The organism is Alloactinosynnema sp. L-07, from assembly GCF_900070365.1.
Classification (GTDB): domain Bacteria; phylum Actinomycetota; class Actinomycetes; order Mycobacteriales; family Pseudonocardiaceae; genus Actinokineospora.
The window spans coordinates 4,355,231-4,372,495 of the sequence record NZ_LN850107.1; the positions used below are offsets into that span (position 1 = coordinate 4,355,231).

General features: G+C 67.2%; 21 protein-coding genes and 1 pseudogene. 3 read left to right on the forward strand and 19 right to left on the reverse strand.

Going from position 1 to position 17,265, the window contains the following annotated elements; all coding sequences use genetic code 11:
- Window positions 1-35: 35 nt before the first annotated feature.
- The 4 genes from BN1701_RS19575 to BN1701_RS19590 all read right to left on the reverse strand — a co-directional run bounded on the left by BN1701_RS19575 (window position 36) and on the right by BN1701_RS19590 (window position 3,956).
- Complete coding sequence (locus BN1701_RS19575; RefSeq protein WP_157368081.1) at window positions 36-911, reverse strand: hypothetical protein; 876 nt, start codon at window positions 909-911, stop codon at window positions 36-38.
- Between the two features lie 653 nt (window positions 912-1,564).
- On the reverse strand, window positions 1,565-2,485 hold the full coding sequence (locus BN1701_RS19580; RefSeq protein WP_054050938.1) for a PP2C family serine/threonine-protein phosphatase: 921 nt from the start codon (window positions 2,483-2,485) through the stop codon (window positions 1,565-1,567).
- Complete coding sequence (locus BN1701_RS19585) at window positions 2,482-3,417, reverse strand: DNA-processing protein DprA (RefSeq protein ID WP_054050940.1); 936 nt, start codon at window positions 3,415-3,417, stop codon at window positions 2,482-2,484. Before BN1701_RS19585 ends, BN1701_RS19580 begins: the two co-directional genes overlap by 4 nt.
- 92 nt (window positions 3,418-3,509) lie before the next feature.
- Window positions 3,510-3,956: a single-stranded DNA-binding protein gene (locus tag BN1701_RS19590; RefSeq protein ID WP_054050942.1), complete on the reverse strand. Its 447-nt coding sequence runs from the start codon at window positions 3,954-3,956 to the stop codon at window positions 3,510-3,512.
- Window positions 3,957-4,659: 703 nt separating this feature from the next.
- Between BN1701_RS19590 and BN1701_RS19595 the strand changes: the two genes are divergently transcribed.
- Entirely contained in the window at window positions 4,660-5,163 is a 504-nt protein-coding gene (locus tag BN1701_RS19595; protein ID WP_054050944.1) for a hypothetical protein, read from the forward strand.
- Window positions 5,164-5,366: 203 nt separating this feature from the next.
- Here BN1701_RS19595 and BN1701_RS35705 read toward each other — a convergent pair whose 3' ends face one another.
- Window positions 5,367-5,516, reverse strand: a complete 150-nt coding sequence (locus tag BN1701_RS35705; RefSeq protein WP_157368082.1) for a hypothetical protein — start codon at window positions 5,514-5,516, stop codon at window positions 5,367-5,369.
- A 172-nt stretch (window positions 5,517-5,688) separates the two neighbouring features.
- Between BN1701_RS35705 and BN1701_RS19600 the strand changes: the two genes are divergently transcribed.
- Window positions 5,689-6,351 carry a hypothetical protein gene (locus BN1701_RS19600; RefSeq protein WP_157368083.1) on the forward strand — a complete coding sequence of 221 codons (663 nt, stop codon included), beginning with the start codon at window positions 5,689-5,691 and terminating at the stop codon, window positions 6,349-6,351.
- A 405-nt stretch (window positions 6,352-6,756) separates the two neighbouring features.
- On the opposite strand, the gene BN1701_RS19605 is transcribed toward BN1701_RS19600, so the two are convergent.
- The 4 genes and pseudogenes from BN1701_RS19605 to BN1701_RS19615 all read right to left on the reverse strand — a co-directional run bounded on the left by BN1701_RS19605 (window position 6,757) and on the right by BN1701_RS19615 (window position 8,819).
- A complete protein-coding gene (locus BN1701_RS19605; protein ID WP_231949650.1) occupies window positions 6,757-7,821 on the reverse strand; it encodes a DUF5753 domain-containing protein in 1,065 nt (354 codons plus the stop codon).
- A pseudogene (locus tag BN1701_RS38250) lies at window positions 7,808-8,115 on the reverse strand (DUF6879 family protein); the annotation flags it as partial. The gene BN1701_RS19605 and the pseudogene BN1701_RS38250, both read right to left, overlap by 14 nt.
- Complete coding sequence (locus BN1701_RS19610; RefSeq protein ID WP_157368084.1) at window positions 8,090-8,521, reverse strand: hypothetical protein; 432 nt, start codon at window positions 8,519-8,521, stop codon at window positions 8,090-8,092. The gene BN1701_RS19610 and the pseudogene BN1701_RS38250, both read right to left, overlap by 26 nt.
- Window positions 8,522-8,591: 70 nt before the next feature.
- Window positions 8,592-8,819 carry a hypothetical protein gene (locus BN1701_RS19615; RefSeq protein WP_054050949.1) on the reverse strand — a complete coding sequence of 76 codons (228 nt, stop codon included), beginning with the start codon at window positions 8,817-8,819 and terminating at the stop codon, window positions 8,592-8,594.
- Window positions 8,820-9,223: 404 nt separating this feature from the next.
- Here BN1701_RS19615 and BN1701_RS19625 point away from each other — a divergent pair, with 404 nt between their 5' ends.
- The gene (locus tag BN1701_RS19625; protein ID WP_054050954.1) at window positions 9,224-9,469 is read left to right on the forward strand and encodes a hypothetical protein; all 246 of its coding nucleotides are present in this window, start codon (window positions 9,224-9,226) and stop codon (window positions 9,467-9,469) included.
- A 15-nt stretch (window positions 9,470-9,484) separates the two neighbouring features.
- Here BN1701_RS19625 and BN1701_RS19630 read toward each other — a convergent pair whose 3' ends face one another.
- From BN1701_RS19630 to BN1701_RS19660, 10 genes are all read right to left on the reverse strand, one after another.
- Window positions 9,485-9,763: a hypothetical protein gene (locus tag BN1701_RS19630; RefSeq protein WP_157368085.1), complete on the reverse strand. Its 279-nt coding sequence runs from the start codon at window positions 9,761-9,763 to the stop codon at window positions 9,485-9,487.
- Window positions 9,764-10,154: 391 nt separating this feature from the next.
- Entirely contained in the window at window positions 10,155-10,562 is a 408-nt protein-coding gene (locus BN1701_RS35710; protein WP_157368086.1) for a hypothetical protein, read from the reverse strand.
- Window positions 10,559-11,011 carry a hypothetical protein gene (locus BN1701_RS36885; RefSeq protein WP_197672116.1) on the reverse strand — a complete coding sequence of 151 codons (453 nt, stop codon included), beginning with the start codon at window positions 11,009-11,011 and terminating at the stop codon, window positions 10,559-10,561. Before BN1701_RS36885 ends, BN1701_RS35710 begins: the two co-directional genes overlap by 4 nt.
- 16 nt (window positions 11,012-11,027) lie before the next feature.
- On the reverse strand, window positions 11,028-12,014 hold the full coding sequence (locus tag BN1701_RS36890) for a site-specific integrase (protein WP_197672117.1): 987 nt from the start codon (window positions 12,012-12,014) through the stop codon (window positions 11,028-11,030).
- Between the two features lie 245 nt (window positions 12,015-12,259).
- Complete coding sequence (locus BN1701_RS35715) at window positions 12,260-12,568, reverse strand: hypothetical protein (RefSeq protein WP_157368087.1); 309 nt, start codon at window positions 12,566-12,568, stop codon at window positions 12,260-12,262.
- Between the two features lie 121 nt (window positions 12,569-12,689).
- Window positions 12,690-12,899: a ribbon-helix-helix protein, CopG family gene (locus tag BN1701_RS19640; RefSeq protein WP_054050958.1), complete on the reverse strand. Its 210-nt coding sequence runs from the start codon at window positions 12,897-12,899 to the stop codon at window positions 12,690-12,692.
- Window positions 12,896-14,149, reverse strand: a complete 1,254-nt coding sequence (locus BN1701_RS19645; RefSeq protein WP_054050960.1) for an ATP-binding protein — start codon at window positions 14,147-14,149, stop codon at window positions 12,896-12,898. The genes BN1701_RS19640 and BN1701_RS19645 overlap by 4 nt, the downstream gene beginning before the upstream one ends.
- A gap of 59 nt (window positions 14,150-14,208) precedes the next feature.
- A complete protein-coding gene (locus tag BN1701_RS19650; protein ID WP_231949651.1) occupies window positions 14,209-15,147 on the reverse strand; it encodes a bifunctional DNA primase/polymerase in 939 nt (312 codons plus the stop codon).
- Between the two features lie 40 nt (window positions 15,148-15,187).
- Window positions 15,188-16,153, reverse strand: coding sequence for a DUF4192 domain-containing protein (locus BN1701_RS19655; protein ID WP_054050963.1), 966 nt, complete (start codon window positions 16,151-16,153; stop codon window positions 15,188-15,190).
- A 49-nt stretch (window positions 16,154-16,202) separates the two neighbouring features.
- Window positions 16,203-17,228, reverse strand: a complete 1,026-nt coding sequence (locus BN1701_RS19660) for a DUF932 domain-containing protein (protein ID WP_054050965.1) — start codon at window positions 17,226-17,228, stop codon at window positions 16,203-16,205.
- Window positions 17,229-17,265 lie beyond the last annotated feature (37 nt).

Consider the following 17,265-nt stretch of genomic DNA (forward strand, 5'->3'; position numbering starts at 1 on the left):
ACTGGTGATGTCCGGCCGGCGCTGTGCTGTTGGCGTTAGGCGGCTACCTGGACGGGGCTGCTGTCGAGCTGGCGGCAGTCCACACAGAGTCCGTCGCGGACCTGGCGGATGCTTCCGCAGTCACAGGGCGGCGGTAGTTCGTGCTGGGCGGAACGCGCGGGCGCTGCGATGGCGGCGGCGTTGGCGGTCACCCATTCGGTGATGGTGGTGCGGGCGTGGCGGTCGCGAACTTGGTTCCACTCGCGGCGGAGGAGCGTGAGGGCGGCGGTCCGGTGGTAGTGCTCGGCTATGTAGGCGCAACGTGCGATCAACAGTTCGGCGGCATTGGTTGTCGGGGTGGTGATGCCGGGGCGGCCTCGGTCGTGGCATTCGAAGCAGAGTCCGTCGCGGCGTTCGTGGTCTGCGATCTCGGAGAGCTCTACGAAGCAGTGCAGGCAGGGCAGACCACGGAGCGCGGGCAGCGCTGCGCGGTCGTAGTCCAAGGCGTAAGCGATCGGGCGTTCGGTCGGATCGGGTTGGTCGTCGACTCCGCCGCGCTCCCGGATGTAGGTATCGGTGACGGCGTGGGCGCGTCCCTGGCGGCGTGCCGCGTCTGGGTCTCGGCGGCGTCGCGCGTCGGGGCGGATCTCGGTGCGGATGTCGCGGGGTGCCTGGTAGCGGGTGCGCGCGGTCCATCGTGGCTCGGGTATGGCGGGTGCGGGTGAACGGCGTTCGGGGTCGCCTTGTTGTGGCGCGCACGCCGCGATGATCGCGCGCGCGGCTGGGTCGCTGGCTTGCCAGAATCGGCGGAGTGTGAAGACTGCGCGCGGGCCGCGTGTTTCGAGGATGTTCGCGCAGGTGAGGACGGTGGCCCAGTGGTGGGGGCCAGAGTCGTGCATGATCGCCGACGCGTGCCGCTTCGCCTTCCTCATGTCACCTTCGCGCACCAGCACGCGTATCTGTGAGATCAATTCCGCGATATCAATAGGATTCGACATCCTATTTCTCCTTGAGGTGAGTTCGAATGCTTTCCGGGTCTTGGCGTTCCCGGTCGACATGTCAATTATAGCGGAGAAGTGCGGCCAGTGCAGGGTTTTGACTCAACCTTTGTCTCACCCTTAAACCTCATTTGAACTGGCCTTTCGCTCTTACGGGAGTAAGATGACCGAGCAAACCCGGGGGCTCGGAAATGGTGTCGATAAACATTCTTTCGGCCGCCCCCTCGCGCATTTATCGCCTTATGGCGGGGCGGTCGGGTCACGGGTCGAGCGCAGCGAGATCGCGCAGCGACGCCGTAGGCGCCCTTGACGCGGCCGCCCCGCCATAAGACGCTCCGAAGCGAGGGGGTACTGGTGAGTCGCCCTACTCGAGCCGCGGACCCGGGCGCCTCGCGTGCCGGGCACGGACGGGTCGGGCGCCGATAGACTTCGTGTTGTGGTGTGGGAATTGGGTGTAGTGAGCCCGAATGCCCCGCGCCGCTACGGTGTCGGCATGGTTCTTGGCGGAGCCGCTTTGGCGGTAAGTCTTCGGACTTCTGTGCCGACCCGGGTGGAGGGCGTGCCCGGCCGGGCACGCCCTCCACTCATCAGACGATGCGGTCGACGACCACCGCGGTTGCATTGTCGGTGCCCCCGTTGAGTTGAGCGAAGTCGGTGATCCGGGCGGCCAGTTCGCTTGGGTGCTGGTAGCGGTCCGCGGCAGTACTGATGGCGGCGGCGGGAAGTGCTCTGTGGAGACCGTCGCTGATCAGAAGCAAGCGAGGGTGTTCGCCCCACGTGCGAGTCATACCGGCCACACTCAACCCGGATCCGACGACAGTGGTGCACACGGTCTCGTCGTGGCGCGCGGCCACGTCGGCCGGGCCGTTGGCGTCGCGGACGATCTGGCCGAGGGTGTGGTCGGTGGTCAACTGGCGCAGGCCACCGTCACGGAGATAGGCGCGGCTGTCGCCGAACCAGGCAATGTCCCAGCCCCCGCCGTCGATGTCGGCCATCGCGACGGCGACGACCATCACGACGTCGCCGATCGGTTCCCAGGGGGCGATATCGCTCAACGCGACCTTGGCGCCGTGCAGCCCGGCGACGGCGGGGCCGCCGACGGCCGCGTCGGCCGCTGCCCGTGCGGCGATCCGCGCGGTCATTGCGATGTCGCGATTGTCGCCGAGGCCGTCGGCCAGGGCGAAGGCGGCGCGACCGGTGGTGTCGTCCACCGCCGTCGCCACGGCGTCGGTGTTCCACCGATGCAGGCCGGTGAGGCTCGCGGTGCCGATGCGGAACACCGGGAGCGTCGGCGGTCGGTCGCGATGTGCTTTGGCCGTGGCTCGTGCTTGTGCGCGGCTGGCCGCCGGCGCGAACCAGCCGCACACGCATGAGGCGAAGACGTGCAGTCCTGCGCTCACGCTCTGCGGAACCAGCCAACGCCAGTAGGCGTCGTCGTCGTCGACCGACACGGTCCTTGTGTTGTGCAGGAGCCCTTCGTTGTCTGGCCTGTGGTTGGACTGAGTCATCGCGGCGCACCCTGCCCGTCCGGCGTGATCGCCGCCAGGATCTCCTCGACCGTGGTGACAGGGGTGGCCATGCCCTCGCGCATCAGGCTGTGGCAACCGACAGAAACGACTGACGTGATCGGGCCGGGAACAGCGAGTGCGGGCTTGCCGAGTTGGGCCGCTGTGGCCGCGATCAGTTTGGATCCGCTGCGTATCCCGGCCTCAACGATGACGGTCGCCGCGCCCGACGCGGCGAGCAGGCGGCTGCGGACCAGGAAACGGTGTCGGGTGGGGTGAGAACGCGGCGGGTACTCGCTGACCACCGCGCCCCGCTCGGCGATGTTGCCCAGCAGTCGTTGGTGTCCTGCCGGGTACGGCACGTCGATTCCGCACGCGACGACCGCGATCGTGGTGCCCTCGGCGTTGAGGGCGCCGCGGTGCGCTGCGCCGTCGATGCCGAAGGACGCTCCGGACACGATGGTGTGACCGTGTTCGGCGAGGCTGTAGGCGAAGTCCGAGGCGACGTATTCGCCGTAGCCGGTGGCGGCGCGGGCGCCGGTGATTGTCACGGCGCGCTGAAGCACCTCGGCGAGGTTGGCGGGCCCGCGCACCCAGAGTGCGATCGGCGTTCCGGGGCATCGGAGGCTGGGGGCGCAGGTGGTGAGCGGACGTAGTTGTGCGTCTGGCCACTCGGCGTCTTCGGGGATGACCAGGCGTGCGCCGATCCCGGCCATGGCGGCGATGTCGTCGTCGCCGTTGACGCTGTGGCGGGCGCTTGTGATGTCGAGGACAGGTGTGGGGGCGTCGCGCGCGGCGATCCGCTGCGCGGCGACGACGGGTCCGTGGGTGTCGATGAAGGCGTTGAGCGCGGGCGCGGGTGGTTCGGCTACGCCCAGCAGGTACGCGCGCGCCGCGCGAATCGTGTCGAGGTGGTCGGTGGACATGTCGTTCATGGCTGTTCCTTTGGGTTTCGCGGCATGCACGACCGGCCGGACGGGTGTCGTCCGGCCAGTCGTGTCGATGTCTGAGTGGGTGGAACTCGGGATCAGAACGGGGGGTTGTCGCCGCCGGATCCCTCAGCGGGGCCGCTCCACGCGTCGTCGGCGGGCGGCTCGGCCGCGGTGGTGCGGGCGGCCTTCATCACCTTCGCGGTGGCGTAGCGCAGCGATGGTCCGACCTCGTCGACGTCGAGTTCGACGAGGGTGCGCTTCTCGCCCGCGTTGGTCTCGAACGAGCGCTGCTTGAGCTTTCCGCTGACGATGACGCGGGTGCCCTTGGTCAAGCTCTCGGCGACGTGTTCGGCGGGCTGCTGCCAGATGTTGCAGCGCAGAAACAAGGTCGCGCCGTCACGCCACTCCCCCGACTGCTTGTCGAAGGTGCGCGGGGTCGAGGCCACGGTGAAGCCGGTGACGGCCGCGCCGGATGGGGTGTATCGCAGTTCCGGGTCGGCGGTCAGGTTACCGATGATCGTGATGGGCGTTTCGCCAGCCATGACGTCTCCTAACGACGACAGCTCCTTGCCGCCACCCTCACCCGAGGTGGGTGCGGGATCGAGGTGCTGTCGATCTGCGGCTGGCCCATCGGGTGGGGGTGTCGGGGCACGGGGTGGGTCCCGGGGGCTTCGGAGCTTGCGGAGAAGGTCATGGGTGCCCCTTGCCCCGACACCCCCACCCGATTCGCTCGCTGCGGGTCGGCGGCTCCTTGGTCACGGAGCCATGCCACCATCCGCCTACTCCGACTTCCTGACGTCCTGCAGGTCGAACGCGGCGGCAACGTGCTCGGCGGTGGGCAGCGGCGCCGCGGCGAGGTCGGCCAGTGTCCAGGCGACAGAAAGGAAAGCGATCTAGCTGACCTTCTACGCCTCCGACCCCATACGGAGGACGCTGTGGACCGCCACGACCTGCCCGACAACGACTATGACAACCCCGACCGCCCGCCCCGCTGGATGATCGTGGCGTTCGTGACCCACGTCCCGCTCGCACTGATCGGCGCGTGGATGCTCCACGGCCGCGCGGGTGTCATCGGCCTGGCGTGCGTGATGGCCGCGACGTTCACCTTCACCGCCATCGCCGACCGGGCAGGAGTCGCCGCTGGCCGCCGCGCATTCCGCCACCTCTACGACGAGGAGCCGCCCCGGCCGTTCTCGCTGCTGCCAAATATTAGGTGCGGCGCTAGCTATTGCAGCTGTCGCCGTCGTGATCGTGCTGGTTGCCAACGAACCTGCGGCGTCGGCCCCGCCCGCCGCAGCCGCCCAGCAGACATGGACCGGCGCCTATGGCGAGTGGCCGCCGACGGACCCGATCCCGCACCCGGACGGCACGGTCGCGTACCGCTGGTACCGCATCAGCGACGCCACCATGGCGCGCATCGAGGACTGCATGGTCCGCAACCAGGCCAGCATCGGGCGTGACCGGGTGATGGAGTGGTGCGCGAGGCGCGGACCACTCCATCACCTACACGGTGACCATCGAGATCAGACCCGCCCGATGAGCGCGGCAGCGAACGGCGCGGTCGTGCTGGACAAGGTGCGGACGGCGTTGGCGGAGGCGGCGGAGTCGGGGGAGGCGCGTCCTGGCCGCCCGGCGCTGGTCCGGCTGACCGGCGCGACGGATCACCAGGTGCGTCGTGCGTTGGCGGAACTGCTACACCGCCCACCAGCGCTGGCGAGCCTGGCGACCACATCCCACCACCCCTGGTGACGCTGGCGAACTGGCTGTCGCCAGTGCCACACCAGCACCCGATGTGCCCGCGCCACCCAGGGTGGGGCAGCCGCGCCCATGGCCGCTGCTGGTGATCGGCCTGGCGGCGGCGGTCGCGGTCTGGTCAGGTTGGGTGGGCCTGGGTGAGATGGCTGGTTTCGGCGTGATCCGGCCGCTGCCGGGCATCTTGGATGGGCTGCGGATCAACGTGCGGTGGTGCTGCCGTTGTCGGTGGAGGCGTACGCGGCGTACGCGCTGCGGGTGTGGCTGGGCGGCACCTGGCGCAGTGCCCGCACGCTGGCGTTCGCCAGGTGGTCGGCGATCGCCAGCCTGGTGATCGGTGCTGGGCGCACAGGTCGCCTACCACCTCATGTCGGCGGCCGGGTACACGCGCGCGCCGTGGCCGGTGGTGATGTCGGTGGCGATCGTGCCGGTCGTGGTGTTGGGGCTGGCGTCGGCGCTGGCGAAGCTGGTCACCAACGACGCGGTCCATGACCACCACTGCCGTGGGAATACGGTTCGTCCGTGAACGCGGACGTGATCGTGACTGGCGCCTTTACCTTGGTCGCAGCGCTCGGCGGCGTGTGGCTGACACAGCGCCATGTGGCACGGGAGGCTGAGCGTGCCCGTGCCGAGGTTCGGCGCGGTGAGCTACGAAAGGTTGTCTCGGAGCTTCTTCTCGCCGGGCGCTCCAAGGTGAGCACTTTTCAGGTGCTGATACCGGGGTTTACGAAGTTCTCGCTAGCGGACTACGCCGAGTTTGTCGAAACCGACTCGGGCAAAGAATTGAAGCGCGTGAACGGCGAGCTAACACGGACACTCGCCCAGGCCAGCCTTCTTGTCGGCGACCCGCCGATCCTCGCGGCTATCAGAGATGTGCACCGACTTGACCTGGGGTTCGCCAGCAAAGCGATGGGACCAATCTGGGATAAGTCGAAAGACTTCGACGGCGTGCTCGAAGGACTTGAGTACGTGGCGAGCCTGGGAGCTGCGTTGCACAGTCTTGAACTCGCTGCCGCCCCGCTCCTCCGCGCCCCGGTGACGCCGCCAGAACAGTTGACGAGGCGCACGCTTCGAACGCTTCGCGCGCTACCCAGGCGGCTGTACCGCTGGTGGGCCAGCTTGAACAGCCTCATGCCGACGCCGTGTATCGAGGCGTCCTCGGTCGATGACAGTGGGATGCGGTAACACGCCACCGCAACGACACGATCGGAGAGCCATGACGAATCGATCGGAGCAATCCGGGCGCCCTAAAGCCTGGGTTAGACGGTTTGCTCTAGCCGCACCCAACGCCGCCTTCGCCGTAGGACTTGTTCTGTCGATTATCTCTCTACCACTGGCGAAGCTTGGACTAGATGGTTTTGGGACGTGGCGCGGCGTTGGCCTCCAGGCCGCAGCTATTGCTCTCTGCGGGATTGGATTCGACTTCGGCAACCATGGCCCAGGAAATTGGCGCGCGAATATCCTGACCGTGCCCGCTTTGCTCGTCGTTCCGTTCACCAGCTTGGTGATTCTAATTGAGCTGTTGTCCGCGATTTTCAATTAATACGACGCGACTCGGAGCAAAATGCTTCGTGAAGCGGCACCATGACGCTAGCCGCGCCAATGGGCAGCCAGCAACGCGCGCGCTTGGTCGCCCTCGGCAGCAACGGCCCACAGGCGGTCGGTGAGTTCCATGTAGGTCCCGACCTCGTCGGGGTCGGACACGTGCGACTCGCCGGTGATCGTCTCGACCATGACGAGGTGGTCGACGATCCAGTAGCCGTGCACCAGCGGGTAGGGCAGCCGCTGTCCGGCCGGGAGGACACCAACGCGCACGTTCGGGGTGCCGATCGCGGCGATCAACCGGTGCACCTGGGCTGCCATCACCTCGGGCGTGCCGAGCGGGTGCAGCAACGCCGATTCGGTCATCAGCAGTTCGATGCTGCGGCCGGGCTCGAACAGGATCTGCTGACGGCGCATCCGAGCGCGGACGCCCTCGGTGATGTCGTCGGCACCACCGTGCAGGGCGCGGGCGGCCAGTAGGACCGCCCGCGCATAGTCGGCTGTCTGCACCAGGCCGGGAACGACGCCAACATCGACGGCGCGGATCAGACGGGCGTTGGCCTCCCGGTCGAGCGCATCCTCCTGTATCGACTTGATCCCGGCTTTGAGCTGTTCGCGCCACGACTCGTACGCCTCGCGCACGGTGCCGAGCATCGCCCGCAGGCGGGCGGCGTCGGCGGCCGGGACGGCGAGCGCGGCAATCCACGCGTCGAGGTCGGCGTCACTGGCGGTCTGCCGCCAGTGTTCGAGCTTGGACAGCTTCGGCAGGAGCCAGCCGAGCCGGTCGGCGAGTTGGCCGCCGTTGAGCCCGGCGTCCTCGCGGACCTGGCGCATGCGCGCGCCGAACTCGATGCGCCTGTCCTGGTAGCTGGGCACCCGGTCCTCATCGTCGGCTCGCGTACTCCTCGAACGGGACCGCATCTGCCACGCCACGTCGCGGGTTTCGCGAAAACTCCGCACGGCCGATCCGGTGACGAGGTCGGCACCGTCGAACCGGCCGTGCTCGTCGATGCGCATCACCGCGGCTTGGGTGTCGTCGAACAGCCAGAAAGTCCTGGCGCGGCAACCACAGCTCGACGACCTGCGCGTCGGTGAGCACGCGGATCTGTTCACCTGCGGCGATGTTGTAGTCAGTGACGCCCAGCTCGAACCGCAAGTAGTCGGTCAGCGGGTCGGTGACCATCCGCACCCGCCGGTACGTCTTGCCCGCTGCGGTGTCGGCGCGGATGCGGTCGAGCCATGGCCGCATGTAGGTCAGGTCTGGGGCGTCACCTCGCAGAACGCGGCCATCGGCTCGTGCTCGTAAGGCTCGTCGTAGGCGGGTTGCGCCTCCCAGCGGAACGCGGTGTCGGTGAAGTCGTGCACGCGGGTGTCCGAGGCCCTACGACCTGCGAAAAAGCCGCCCACCCTGCCGCTTGATCTTGCCGATACCGAGATCGCGCCTGGCAGCGTCGATGAACTCTCGATGCGCGGCAGCTAGCGCTTCTCGCTTCTCGGGTGGGTAGGTCTCGGCGACCCTCCTGGGCACAGACTTGAAGCTGCGGCGGGGTGCCTCCACTTTGAACGCTTCGATCAGTTCGTTCACGACGGACGCATATTGGTCGAAGGGCCTCTGAGCGGCCTTGCCCATCATGTGCATCTGAACTTGAGCCGCGAAGACGCGCTTGCCCGATTCGGTGAGGTCGTCGAGGGTTTTGACCCGGCCGACCATGGCGATGGCGGACAGCGCTTCCGCGTACGCGTCGCGCTGCCATTGGAGCAGCTTGTCGCCGCGGGTTCGGAGTGCGTTGATCAAGGTGACTGCGATGGTCACGGAGCCGCCTACACCTGCGCCGATTAGGCCAGCGAGCGCCGCGTCCATCGTGTACCTGCCTTGTCCTGCGTCACCACCGGGTCATGGTGCGTGGCTGGGGATCGTATCGGGCCGGGTCGCCGACATGCCGGTTACACGGCCCGCAGGCCGCGACCAAGTGTCGCGGGTCGTCGCCGGTCACCGCGCGGCCGAGGACGTGGTGAAACTCTGTCACCCAGCCCGCACACACATCCTTGATCCGCAGCGTGCAGCGGCCAGCGTTCGTGGCGGCGTTGTCGGCGAGCACCGAGGCGCGCACCCGACGCCATTGACGGGTGCTGCCACGCGCCCACGACCTGCTCGCGGCCCCAGTGTGCCCTCTCCGCTACAACACGCGGGTCACGGCGGGGAAGTACCCGCCTCCCGTACCGTCTCCCCTGCGGCGCAATGGGGGACACTCCACACGTCCAGCCTCGCGCAGGTCCACGATGATCATTTCGGCCTGACTCGTCGGGATCTCCAACGCCTTGCCGAGTTCTTCGGCTTCGACAGGCTGGTGCGGACGGTTACGGAGGCGCGCGCGCAAGTACTCGCACGCGGTTTCAAGGGTCGCAAACATGTGTTCGATGCTGGCGCACGGAGGCGGACGTGGCCAACTCGTAGTGCACAAGTCGGGCACCCGCGTGCCGAGCCGCGCACACCTCGTGCCCCTACCATCCGGGCATGAACCCCGACGAGATGATCGAACGGCTCGAACGCCGTCTCGACGAGCACAGCGCATCGGCGCAACTCAGCAGGCGGAGCACCGACGCAATCGGATTTGACCCTGTCGCCGTCGCCGACGAGATCGACAAGGACGTCGCCCACACGCGGTGGATCATCCAGCTATACCGCGAGGGCAAGATCACCGTCGAGCGAGTAGAGGGCTACGCGCGGACCTACCGCGTCATGCCCGACCCGGTCGACTAGCGGCCTGGCCGGGCTTCACGACCCGGTGACGATCTGGATGACTCCGGTCCCCACCGAGGCCACGATGGCGACGATCGCAACCCACATGTTGATCTTCGCCAGGCGACGGGCAGCCGCGGCCTCTTCGAGCGCCGCCTCCGTCGCGCGCCGGAACGAGCGCCGGGTCATCTCGTCGAGCCAGAATCCTGTGCCGATCACCGTGTGCGTGGTCTGCTCGTTGTACCTGGCGATCACCTCCTCGTCGGTCATCCGGTTAAGGCCGTCGTAATGAGGGACGTTCACGCCTTCATCCACCCCTTCCAGGTGTGCGGTTACAGACTGGGCCTACCAACTCTGTAACCGAGTTTCTGAGTGTATCGCCAGGTCAGCGCGCTCCATAGTGGACGGTTACGCGGTTACGGACTTTCCCAAAGAAGTTCTCTTAGGCGAGGAGGATGTCGATCACGCCCCCTACTCCCTTATAGAGAACTCTTCGAGGAAAGTCCGTAACTCCGTAACTTGATCATGAAACACCCTGGTCTGACCTGGGCAAACGCGCGGATACCAGCCTCGTCGAGTCCGTAACCGCGATCGCGGACGTCGCGGACGTCGCGGACGTCGCGGACGTCGCGGACGTCGCGGTGAGCGTATGCCTGGCCGATGCTGGCGAGACGGTGCTGCAGGAATCCCTCCAGGTAGCCGGTTGTCAGCTCCGACGGCTCGCCAGGCGCGGGCTGCTGGGTGCTGGGTGCTGGGTGCTGGGTGCTGGGTGCTGGGTGCTGGGTGCTGGGTGCTGGGTGCTGGGTGCTGGGTGCTGGGTGCTCAAGAATCGGACGAACCACGCCGTGCTGCCCCACAGCCCTTTCGCCGACGTCGATGTGCGCAACGTGCCGCACGGGCCGGTCCGCTCGGCCAACGCCGCGGCAAGTGGCTGATGCCAGCCGGGAAGCGGCAGCCGATCCACCGGGAGCACTCGGACGCGGCCGTCCTCGCCGTGGACCTGAACAGTCAGCGTGGTCGAGGTGATCATGACCGGCGGGGGCGCCTCGTAGGTTCCCGAGGGCAGCGCCGCCGCCCGGCCCGTGCCGGTGCTTCCCCGACCGCGGCGGCTCACGCCGCGTCCTCGTCGATGACCGCCTCGTCCGGGACGAAGTCCGAAGCGAACTCGCTCGGGTCGTCCCAGCCGTCAGGGACCAGGGCCATCCTGGTCTCCATCTCCAGTTCTTCCAACGCGTGCAAGTAGATCTGCGTCGTCACCACCGACGCATGGCCCAGGCGCCGGCGGACCCAGTCCAGTGGATCGCCGAACACACGAACGTAGGACTCTCGCTGCTCCGGGTTCAGTGCGCCCAGGGCGGCGATTTGGCCGCGCTGCATCTGCTCAAAGGTGATCACCGCGAAGGTTTGGCGCAGCATGTGCGCATGGGCGTGCAACCTCACCCCGCGGGCGCGGCAGCGGCGGTTGGCCGTGCTGAACATCTCCTGCCAGGTTGATCTCGACAGCGGAGAGTCGAACTCTGACAGCCAGAACATCGCTGGTTCGAGCCCGTCCGGCCCGTCCATCAGCACCTAGCGCCGCTCATGGGAGTCTAGGTGCGCCACCTTGGGTCCGGTGACCGCCTGCGGTCCGGACCACGGGGCGTGCCGGGTCCTCCACCACCAGTGGCTGCCGCCACTTTCGGTATCGGCCATCTTCACGTGCTTGGGCGATCACCTCGGCCCGATCGAACTCGACGTAGTCCGCCAGGTCTCTGACGACCGACGACGGCGCGTAAATCCGCCGCTGCGAGCCGCCCTTCGCGATCGCGGCTGGCAACCAGAACCGGTGGTAGCCGCCGCGCGCGCGATCGAGCGGGACGTCGAGCATCGTCAACGCGGCCTGCCCGGCCAAGCGCATTCCGGCGCGGACCATCAAGTCGCAGAAGACACTGTTGCGAGCAGCCCACCGGCCCTTGAACGCCGGGTCGTGCAGCCCGTCCGCGGTGTAGCCGCGCACTCCGATATCCCGCCAGCGACGGTAAGCCTTGGGCGGGAACCACTCGATCTTGTTCCGGCTGGCGCCGTGGCTGTAGGTCGCCGCCGTCTCACCGGCTCCGCTGGCGCGACCACCCCGGCCGCTGCCCACCGGAACCGAACGGCTCTCCCGCTGCGGAATCGGGTTGATCCGGACGTTCCGGGCGCGCACCTGCCACTTGTAGAAGGTGTTGAGCGCCGCAACCTCCCGATCCCAGGTTGCGTCGTTGACCCGTGGACCACGAATGTCCCGGCGCCGCCAAATCAGGTAGGCGACGTGATCGTCCTCAATGGCGTCACGCCACGACTTGTCTCCCCGCGCCCGCCACAGGAAGTTCAAGAACGCCTTCACATCGCTGGCGTAACCCGCCTGTGTCCTCCACGCACTCCCGACCATCACCGCCGACGTGAAGAACGCGTTCAACTCAACATCGTACTCGAATCGAGGCGAGATCAAGTATGGCGTGCGGACCGGAACATCCTCATCCGCCAGCCACTCCGACCAACCGCCCGGCAACTGGCCGACGAACGCCAGCGGCTCAGCAGGCTCCACCAACTCAGCCTGCAAGTACCGAAGACGCCACCCAGACTCGACCGCCGCGGCAACGTAGCCGCACTGACATGCGCCCCCACGGAACACGACTCACCTGGGACCTGACAAACCACCCGATGCGGTTACTGACCGCCCGCTCACAACGTCCAGTCGTCCCCGACTGGACATCAAAAAGCGCCACACCCGTCCCGGGCGTGGCGCGCTCCACAAAGGCAGTTCGGCACGAATTCTATGCTATGTCTCTGTCATCGATCGCCTCGCTTCCGCTGGCGACCGACCATGAACCCAACCGCAGCACTGATCACTGGCGCCAGCAGCGCACAGAGTTTGCCCACAACATCAATAAACGAGACTGCTGACGCGCCCAAGATCGCGAGCACGAATACGCCAGCCAGACTGAGCATGATCAGTAAAGCCACGATGCCACCCAACGCCCACAGTAGCCGAAAACGATGAAGGTCCTCAGGACCAATCATCGAATACCGGTACTTTGCAGGCAGATAAATCCCTTGCGCCTCCGGGTGTTCATCGACCCCGTCCTCGGGTCCACCCATGCTGGAGACGTTCAGGCCACCCCGGGTCGTGATTTCCCGTGGACGAGACGGGGAACCACTAACCGATCCGGGGCGGAGTTTGCCGGATTGCTTACCCATGACTCACTCCAGTTCCGACCCGTCAGTAGAACACGAGTCTTTCGGTTTCCTTAGTCGACGGATCACGCAGCAAGATCGCCTGACCCGCCTTATGCGCGTCCGAAATGAACTTCAGCGCTGAGATGGCACGACGCAACACCTCGGTCTGCGTCAAGTTGTCCCGCTCGGCCATCTCTCGGAGTGCCTCAAGAACCTCCACCGGGAGGTTCACGGAGATCTTTTGGTAGGTCATCGACCTCTCCATCGAGCGGCCTGGCACGCGTGCCAGGCCGGGGGTCCGGACTGCCTCTGTGGAGTTTTCAACGTGCGGTATGTCTCTGGTATGGCACGAGGATAGGTAGGCGGGTGGTAACCGTCAAGTATGAAGAGGGGAAGCTGGGTGGATGCGAGAACTCCCGGCAGATGAAGTCGGCTATAGCTACGGTCAGTGACCATTTGTACACAAGCCAGCACCAACTGGAATCTCGCTGGGAACCGCACGGTCATGTCACGGCGGGTCAGACGGATCTCACCCTGGTAGAGAGCGGCCCGCACGGCCTCCAGGCGGTTGGTCGCGAACTCGCAGACGTTGTCGAGGAACAGGATTCCGTGGTGCGCCGCACTGATCGCTCCTGGCCTGGCCAGTCCGGCGCCGCCACCCACAAGAGCGGGTACGGATATCGTGTGGTGGGGCGCGCTGAACGGCGGGACCGTGGCCAGTGCCGGGTTGTCGGTAAGACTCCGGGCCGCGGAGTGGATCGCCGCGCTTTCCAAGGCCTGTTCGACTGTGAGCGGCGGGAGGATCCCCGCGAGGCTCTTCGCGAGCGTCGTCTTGCCTGATCCGACGGGACCGACGAGGAGAACATGATGGCCGCCCGCAGCGGCCACCTCCAGCGCTCGTCGGGCCTCTGCTTGCCCCACGACGTTGGCAAGATCCGGTGGATCTGCCGGACCGTTCCTCGTGGCGATGTCGGGAACGGCGAGGACATCACCGTCACCGCGGAGCCAGCCGAGGACCTCGTTGAGGCTCGTCGCTCCGCGCACTTCCAGGTCCGGAACCAGTGCCGCCTCGCCGAGCGCGTCGGTTGGGACGACCGCGCGTCGAAGTCCGCTGCGCCGGACCGCGAGGAGGCGCGGGAGGACGCCCCTGACAGACCGGAGCTTGCCGTCGAAGGCCAGTTCGCCGATCAGGGCAGCTTCGGCGACACGGTGAGGCGGTACTTCGCCGTCGGCGACGAGGACGGCGACCGCCAGCGCGAGGTCGAACGCGGGGTCCGCGGTCGTTGCCGCGGACGAGACCTCAAGGACGACCGTGGTATCGGGCCAGCGGACACGACTGTTGCGCACGGCGGCTCGGATGCGGTCTTTGGTTTCCTGTGGCACGGCTGCGGAGTTGCCGACCGTCGTTGTGGTTGGTGGCCCGTCGGAGATGGCGGCGGCGACCGGGACGGGGACACTGTCCACGCCGATCAGGCCCGCGGACCAGGCGGCTGCGATGGGCATGGCGAAGCTCCTTTGGTTAGTGGTGGAATGGCAGCCCGCGAATGCGGGCGAACGAGGATTCAGGCGTCGAAACGGCGCGGGGACTTCGCCCCGTTGCGTAGGCCGTCGGCGATGGTGCGTTCGGCTTCCGGTGTGGGGAAGTCGGTGAGCTGGGCTGCCGCGTCACGCAGACCGTGATGGACAGCGGCGTACGTGTACTCGCCGCCCGCGACGAGGCGGCCCAGCGTGTATGCCGCGCGCACCAGGACGTGGTGGCGGCGGCCGTGCTCGGCTCGGGCGACGGTGTCGAGGACGGTGTTCAGGTAGGCCTGTCTGCTCTGCTCGGTCACCGGCTGGGTCCGAACGGCCGAAGTCGGGATCACCGGCGATTTCATGAGGGGTACCAGCCACTGCGGCAGCGGCGCGATCGGCAGGTCTCGCACGACGCGGTACCTGCCCGCCGCAGTGATCGAGCCCGCGGCGACGATGTAGCCGCCCGCGCCGCGCGTGTCGATCCGCCACCCGAGCCGCGCGACCGTGTTGCGCAGCTCGGGTTCGGCGGGCGCACGGAAGTACAGGTGCTCTCCCGCCGAGGGGGTGCCGATGGCCAGGGTGTCGCCGGGGTACGACTCGCCAGCTTCCTCGGCCAGTCTTGCGAGAACGTCACGGCCATGCGCCGTGCCGGTCCACAGGTCGGGCGTCGCTTGGCCGTGTGCGTCGTCGAGGTCGAGTACGTGGAGTCCGGACGGCCCGGTGGCGATTCCGATGTTCATCGGAGCGCGCGCCCACCATGCCCTGATCCGCTCGGGTTCCCTGGTGGCGCGTTCTTCCCACCCGAGGTGTCCGTCCACACAGGATCCCGTGCGTGGACAACCGGCTTCTCCGTGCAGGGCGGGGATCTTGCTGCGTGGGCGCAGGGGGATCACGAAGTGGCCGTCGTTGGCGGCCGCGAGCGCGAGGCCCATCAATCGAGGTGGCCCCACTTTGCCGTGCGCTGTGGACTGCGTGTCACGCTCCATGCGTCATCTCCCCAGGTGATCGAGCGTACGCCGACATCGGTCACGTTCGGGCGCGGCGAAGGATCGCCCGCATCTCTCGCGGCGAGATCCCGTACTGGAAGGCTGCTCCCAGCAGCGGTGCCAGTGTGTCGTCTGGGTCGGAGGTCACCGCGATCTCCTGGGCGATCTGCGTGAGCGCACCTTCCCCGGCCAGGTATGTGCCGATGGCCAGCAGACAGGCCGGGAAGGACCGCTCGGGCGCGGGAAGCGCCCGAACGAGTCGCGCCCATGCGTCGTTCGTTGACCTGTCTCGCGGAATGTCGTCGCTGACGAGGCACCACCCGCGAACGTCAGGATCGTCGAGGGCGCGGGCGACGCGCGCCAATGTGTCGTCGTCGAGGTCGGTGCCGTCGTTGGTCGCCGCGATCACGCCTTTGATCAGATCGTGACCGGCTTCGGTGGCGATGTCAGGCTGGTCGCGTAGCTGGGTGATGAGTTCGGCGCGGCGACGCAGAGCTTCGGCGGGGTCGGGTGCCAGGCTGGCGGCCATGTCGGCCCTGGAGGAGAACTTGGGGATGCCTTCGTAGGCCGCGTGGACCGCGACGAGGGTGGTGTCGGGGTCGGGGACCACACCACGGTGGTCGGTGGTGTAGCTGACCCACCGGGCGCCTGCCCTGACGTCGGGCGACCACACTGCCTCGTGGATGGTGACCCTGAGGTCTTTCAGCCTGCGAGTCAGCGACTCGACCAGGCCCCGGTGTGGAAGGTCGCGGTCAGGCTGGCCGCCGATGACCATGACGAACATGTCGTGCCCGTGTTGGGCGGCGACCGATGCCATCTGCGCGGCGAGCGACTCGCAGTGCTCGGGCGCGGGTAGGTCCACTCGGATGCAGGGTCCGTCAACGACATAGACAAGCAGGGAGTCGACTGGCGGGTATCCGAGGAAGGTCGTCATGGCGGCGATCAGCTCGCCGAGCGGGATGGTCGGTGTGGTGAACTGCGCGGTGTCGTCACTGGAATCAGGCATGTCGCGTCCTTTATGGAGGTTGGGCGGTGGATGTGGTCGTTCTCGCCGCTCAGATCGCGGCGAGGACTGGGGTGGACGCGAGAACGGCGTCCAAGGTGGCGAGGGTGCCGCTGTCGAGGGTCTCGGCCCAGTTGGTGACGGTGCGGGTGAGGTTGCGTTCGGCGCGGGAGACGCCGCGGACGGTGCGGTAGTGGTGTTCGAAGGTGTTGACCGCCTGCAGCACGCCCCACGCTGTGCCGCGCCACGGCGACACCCGCTCGTCGTGGTCCCAAAGGCGGCGCAGCTCAGCGCGGTGCGTGGCCACCAAGGTCCGCGAGCGCTTGCTGTCCGACTTGTCCGGGGCATGGGCGCGGACGAACTCTCGCCATGCGGTGTCGTTGACCTCGACTCGGCACAGTTCGGCGATCTGGGTGGCGTAGTCGTCGGCGAGGACCTGGACCATGTCGAGGGCCTGGCGGGCGGTGAGGACTTCGAACTTGGCGTTCTTGGAGTGCTTGACCTTGATCACCTGGCCCGCACCGCGCAGCGCGGCGCCTAGGGTGTTGTCGCACACGACATTGGTGATGCTGCGCTTGTAGGTGGTGGAGAGGCTGCCGTCGTGGCTGGTGCAGGCGATGAGGTGCGGGCGGAACACCACACCTTCCGGTGTGCGGACGCTGTCGGGGACCTCGACGGACACCCATGCCTGGGCGCGGTTCTTCAGCAGTCCGGCGGACCCGGCACGCAGGCCACCGTCCAGGACCGCGTCGACCTTCTCCAGCAACCATTCCTGGTACTGGTGAATCGCGTAGCGGTCGGTGTGGATACCCAGGTCGTCACCGGTGTCGCTGGCGACCACCGCTTTGCGGGTGGGCGCGGCGCACAACCCGTGTTCGGCGGTGTGGATCAGCACGCGGCCTGGGATAGCGTCCCAGTTGAACAGTCGGCGTTGGATGTCGGCGATCGGGATCGGGCCCGGATAGTGATTCGGTTCGGCGCCTTGGGCTGAGGCCCGGTAGTGCCACGCGCGGCCGCGCGCTTCGGTGAAGCCGATGAGGACGTTGCGGTTGAGCCACGTGGCTGTTTCGGTCGACATGTCGTTGCCTTTCTCCTCGTGCGTAGAACGGCCCGGC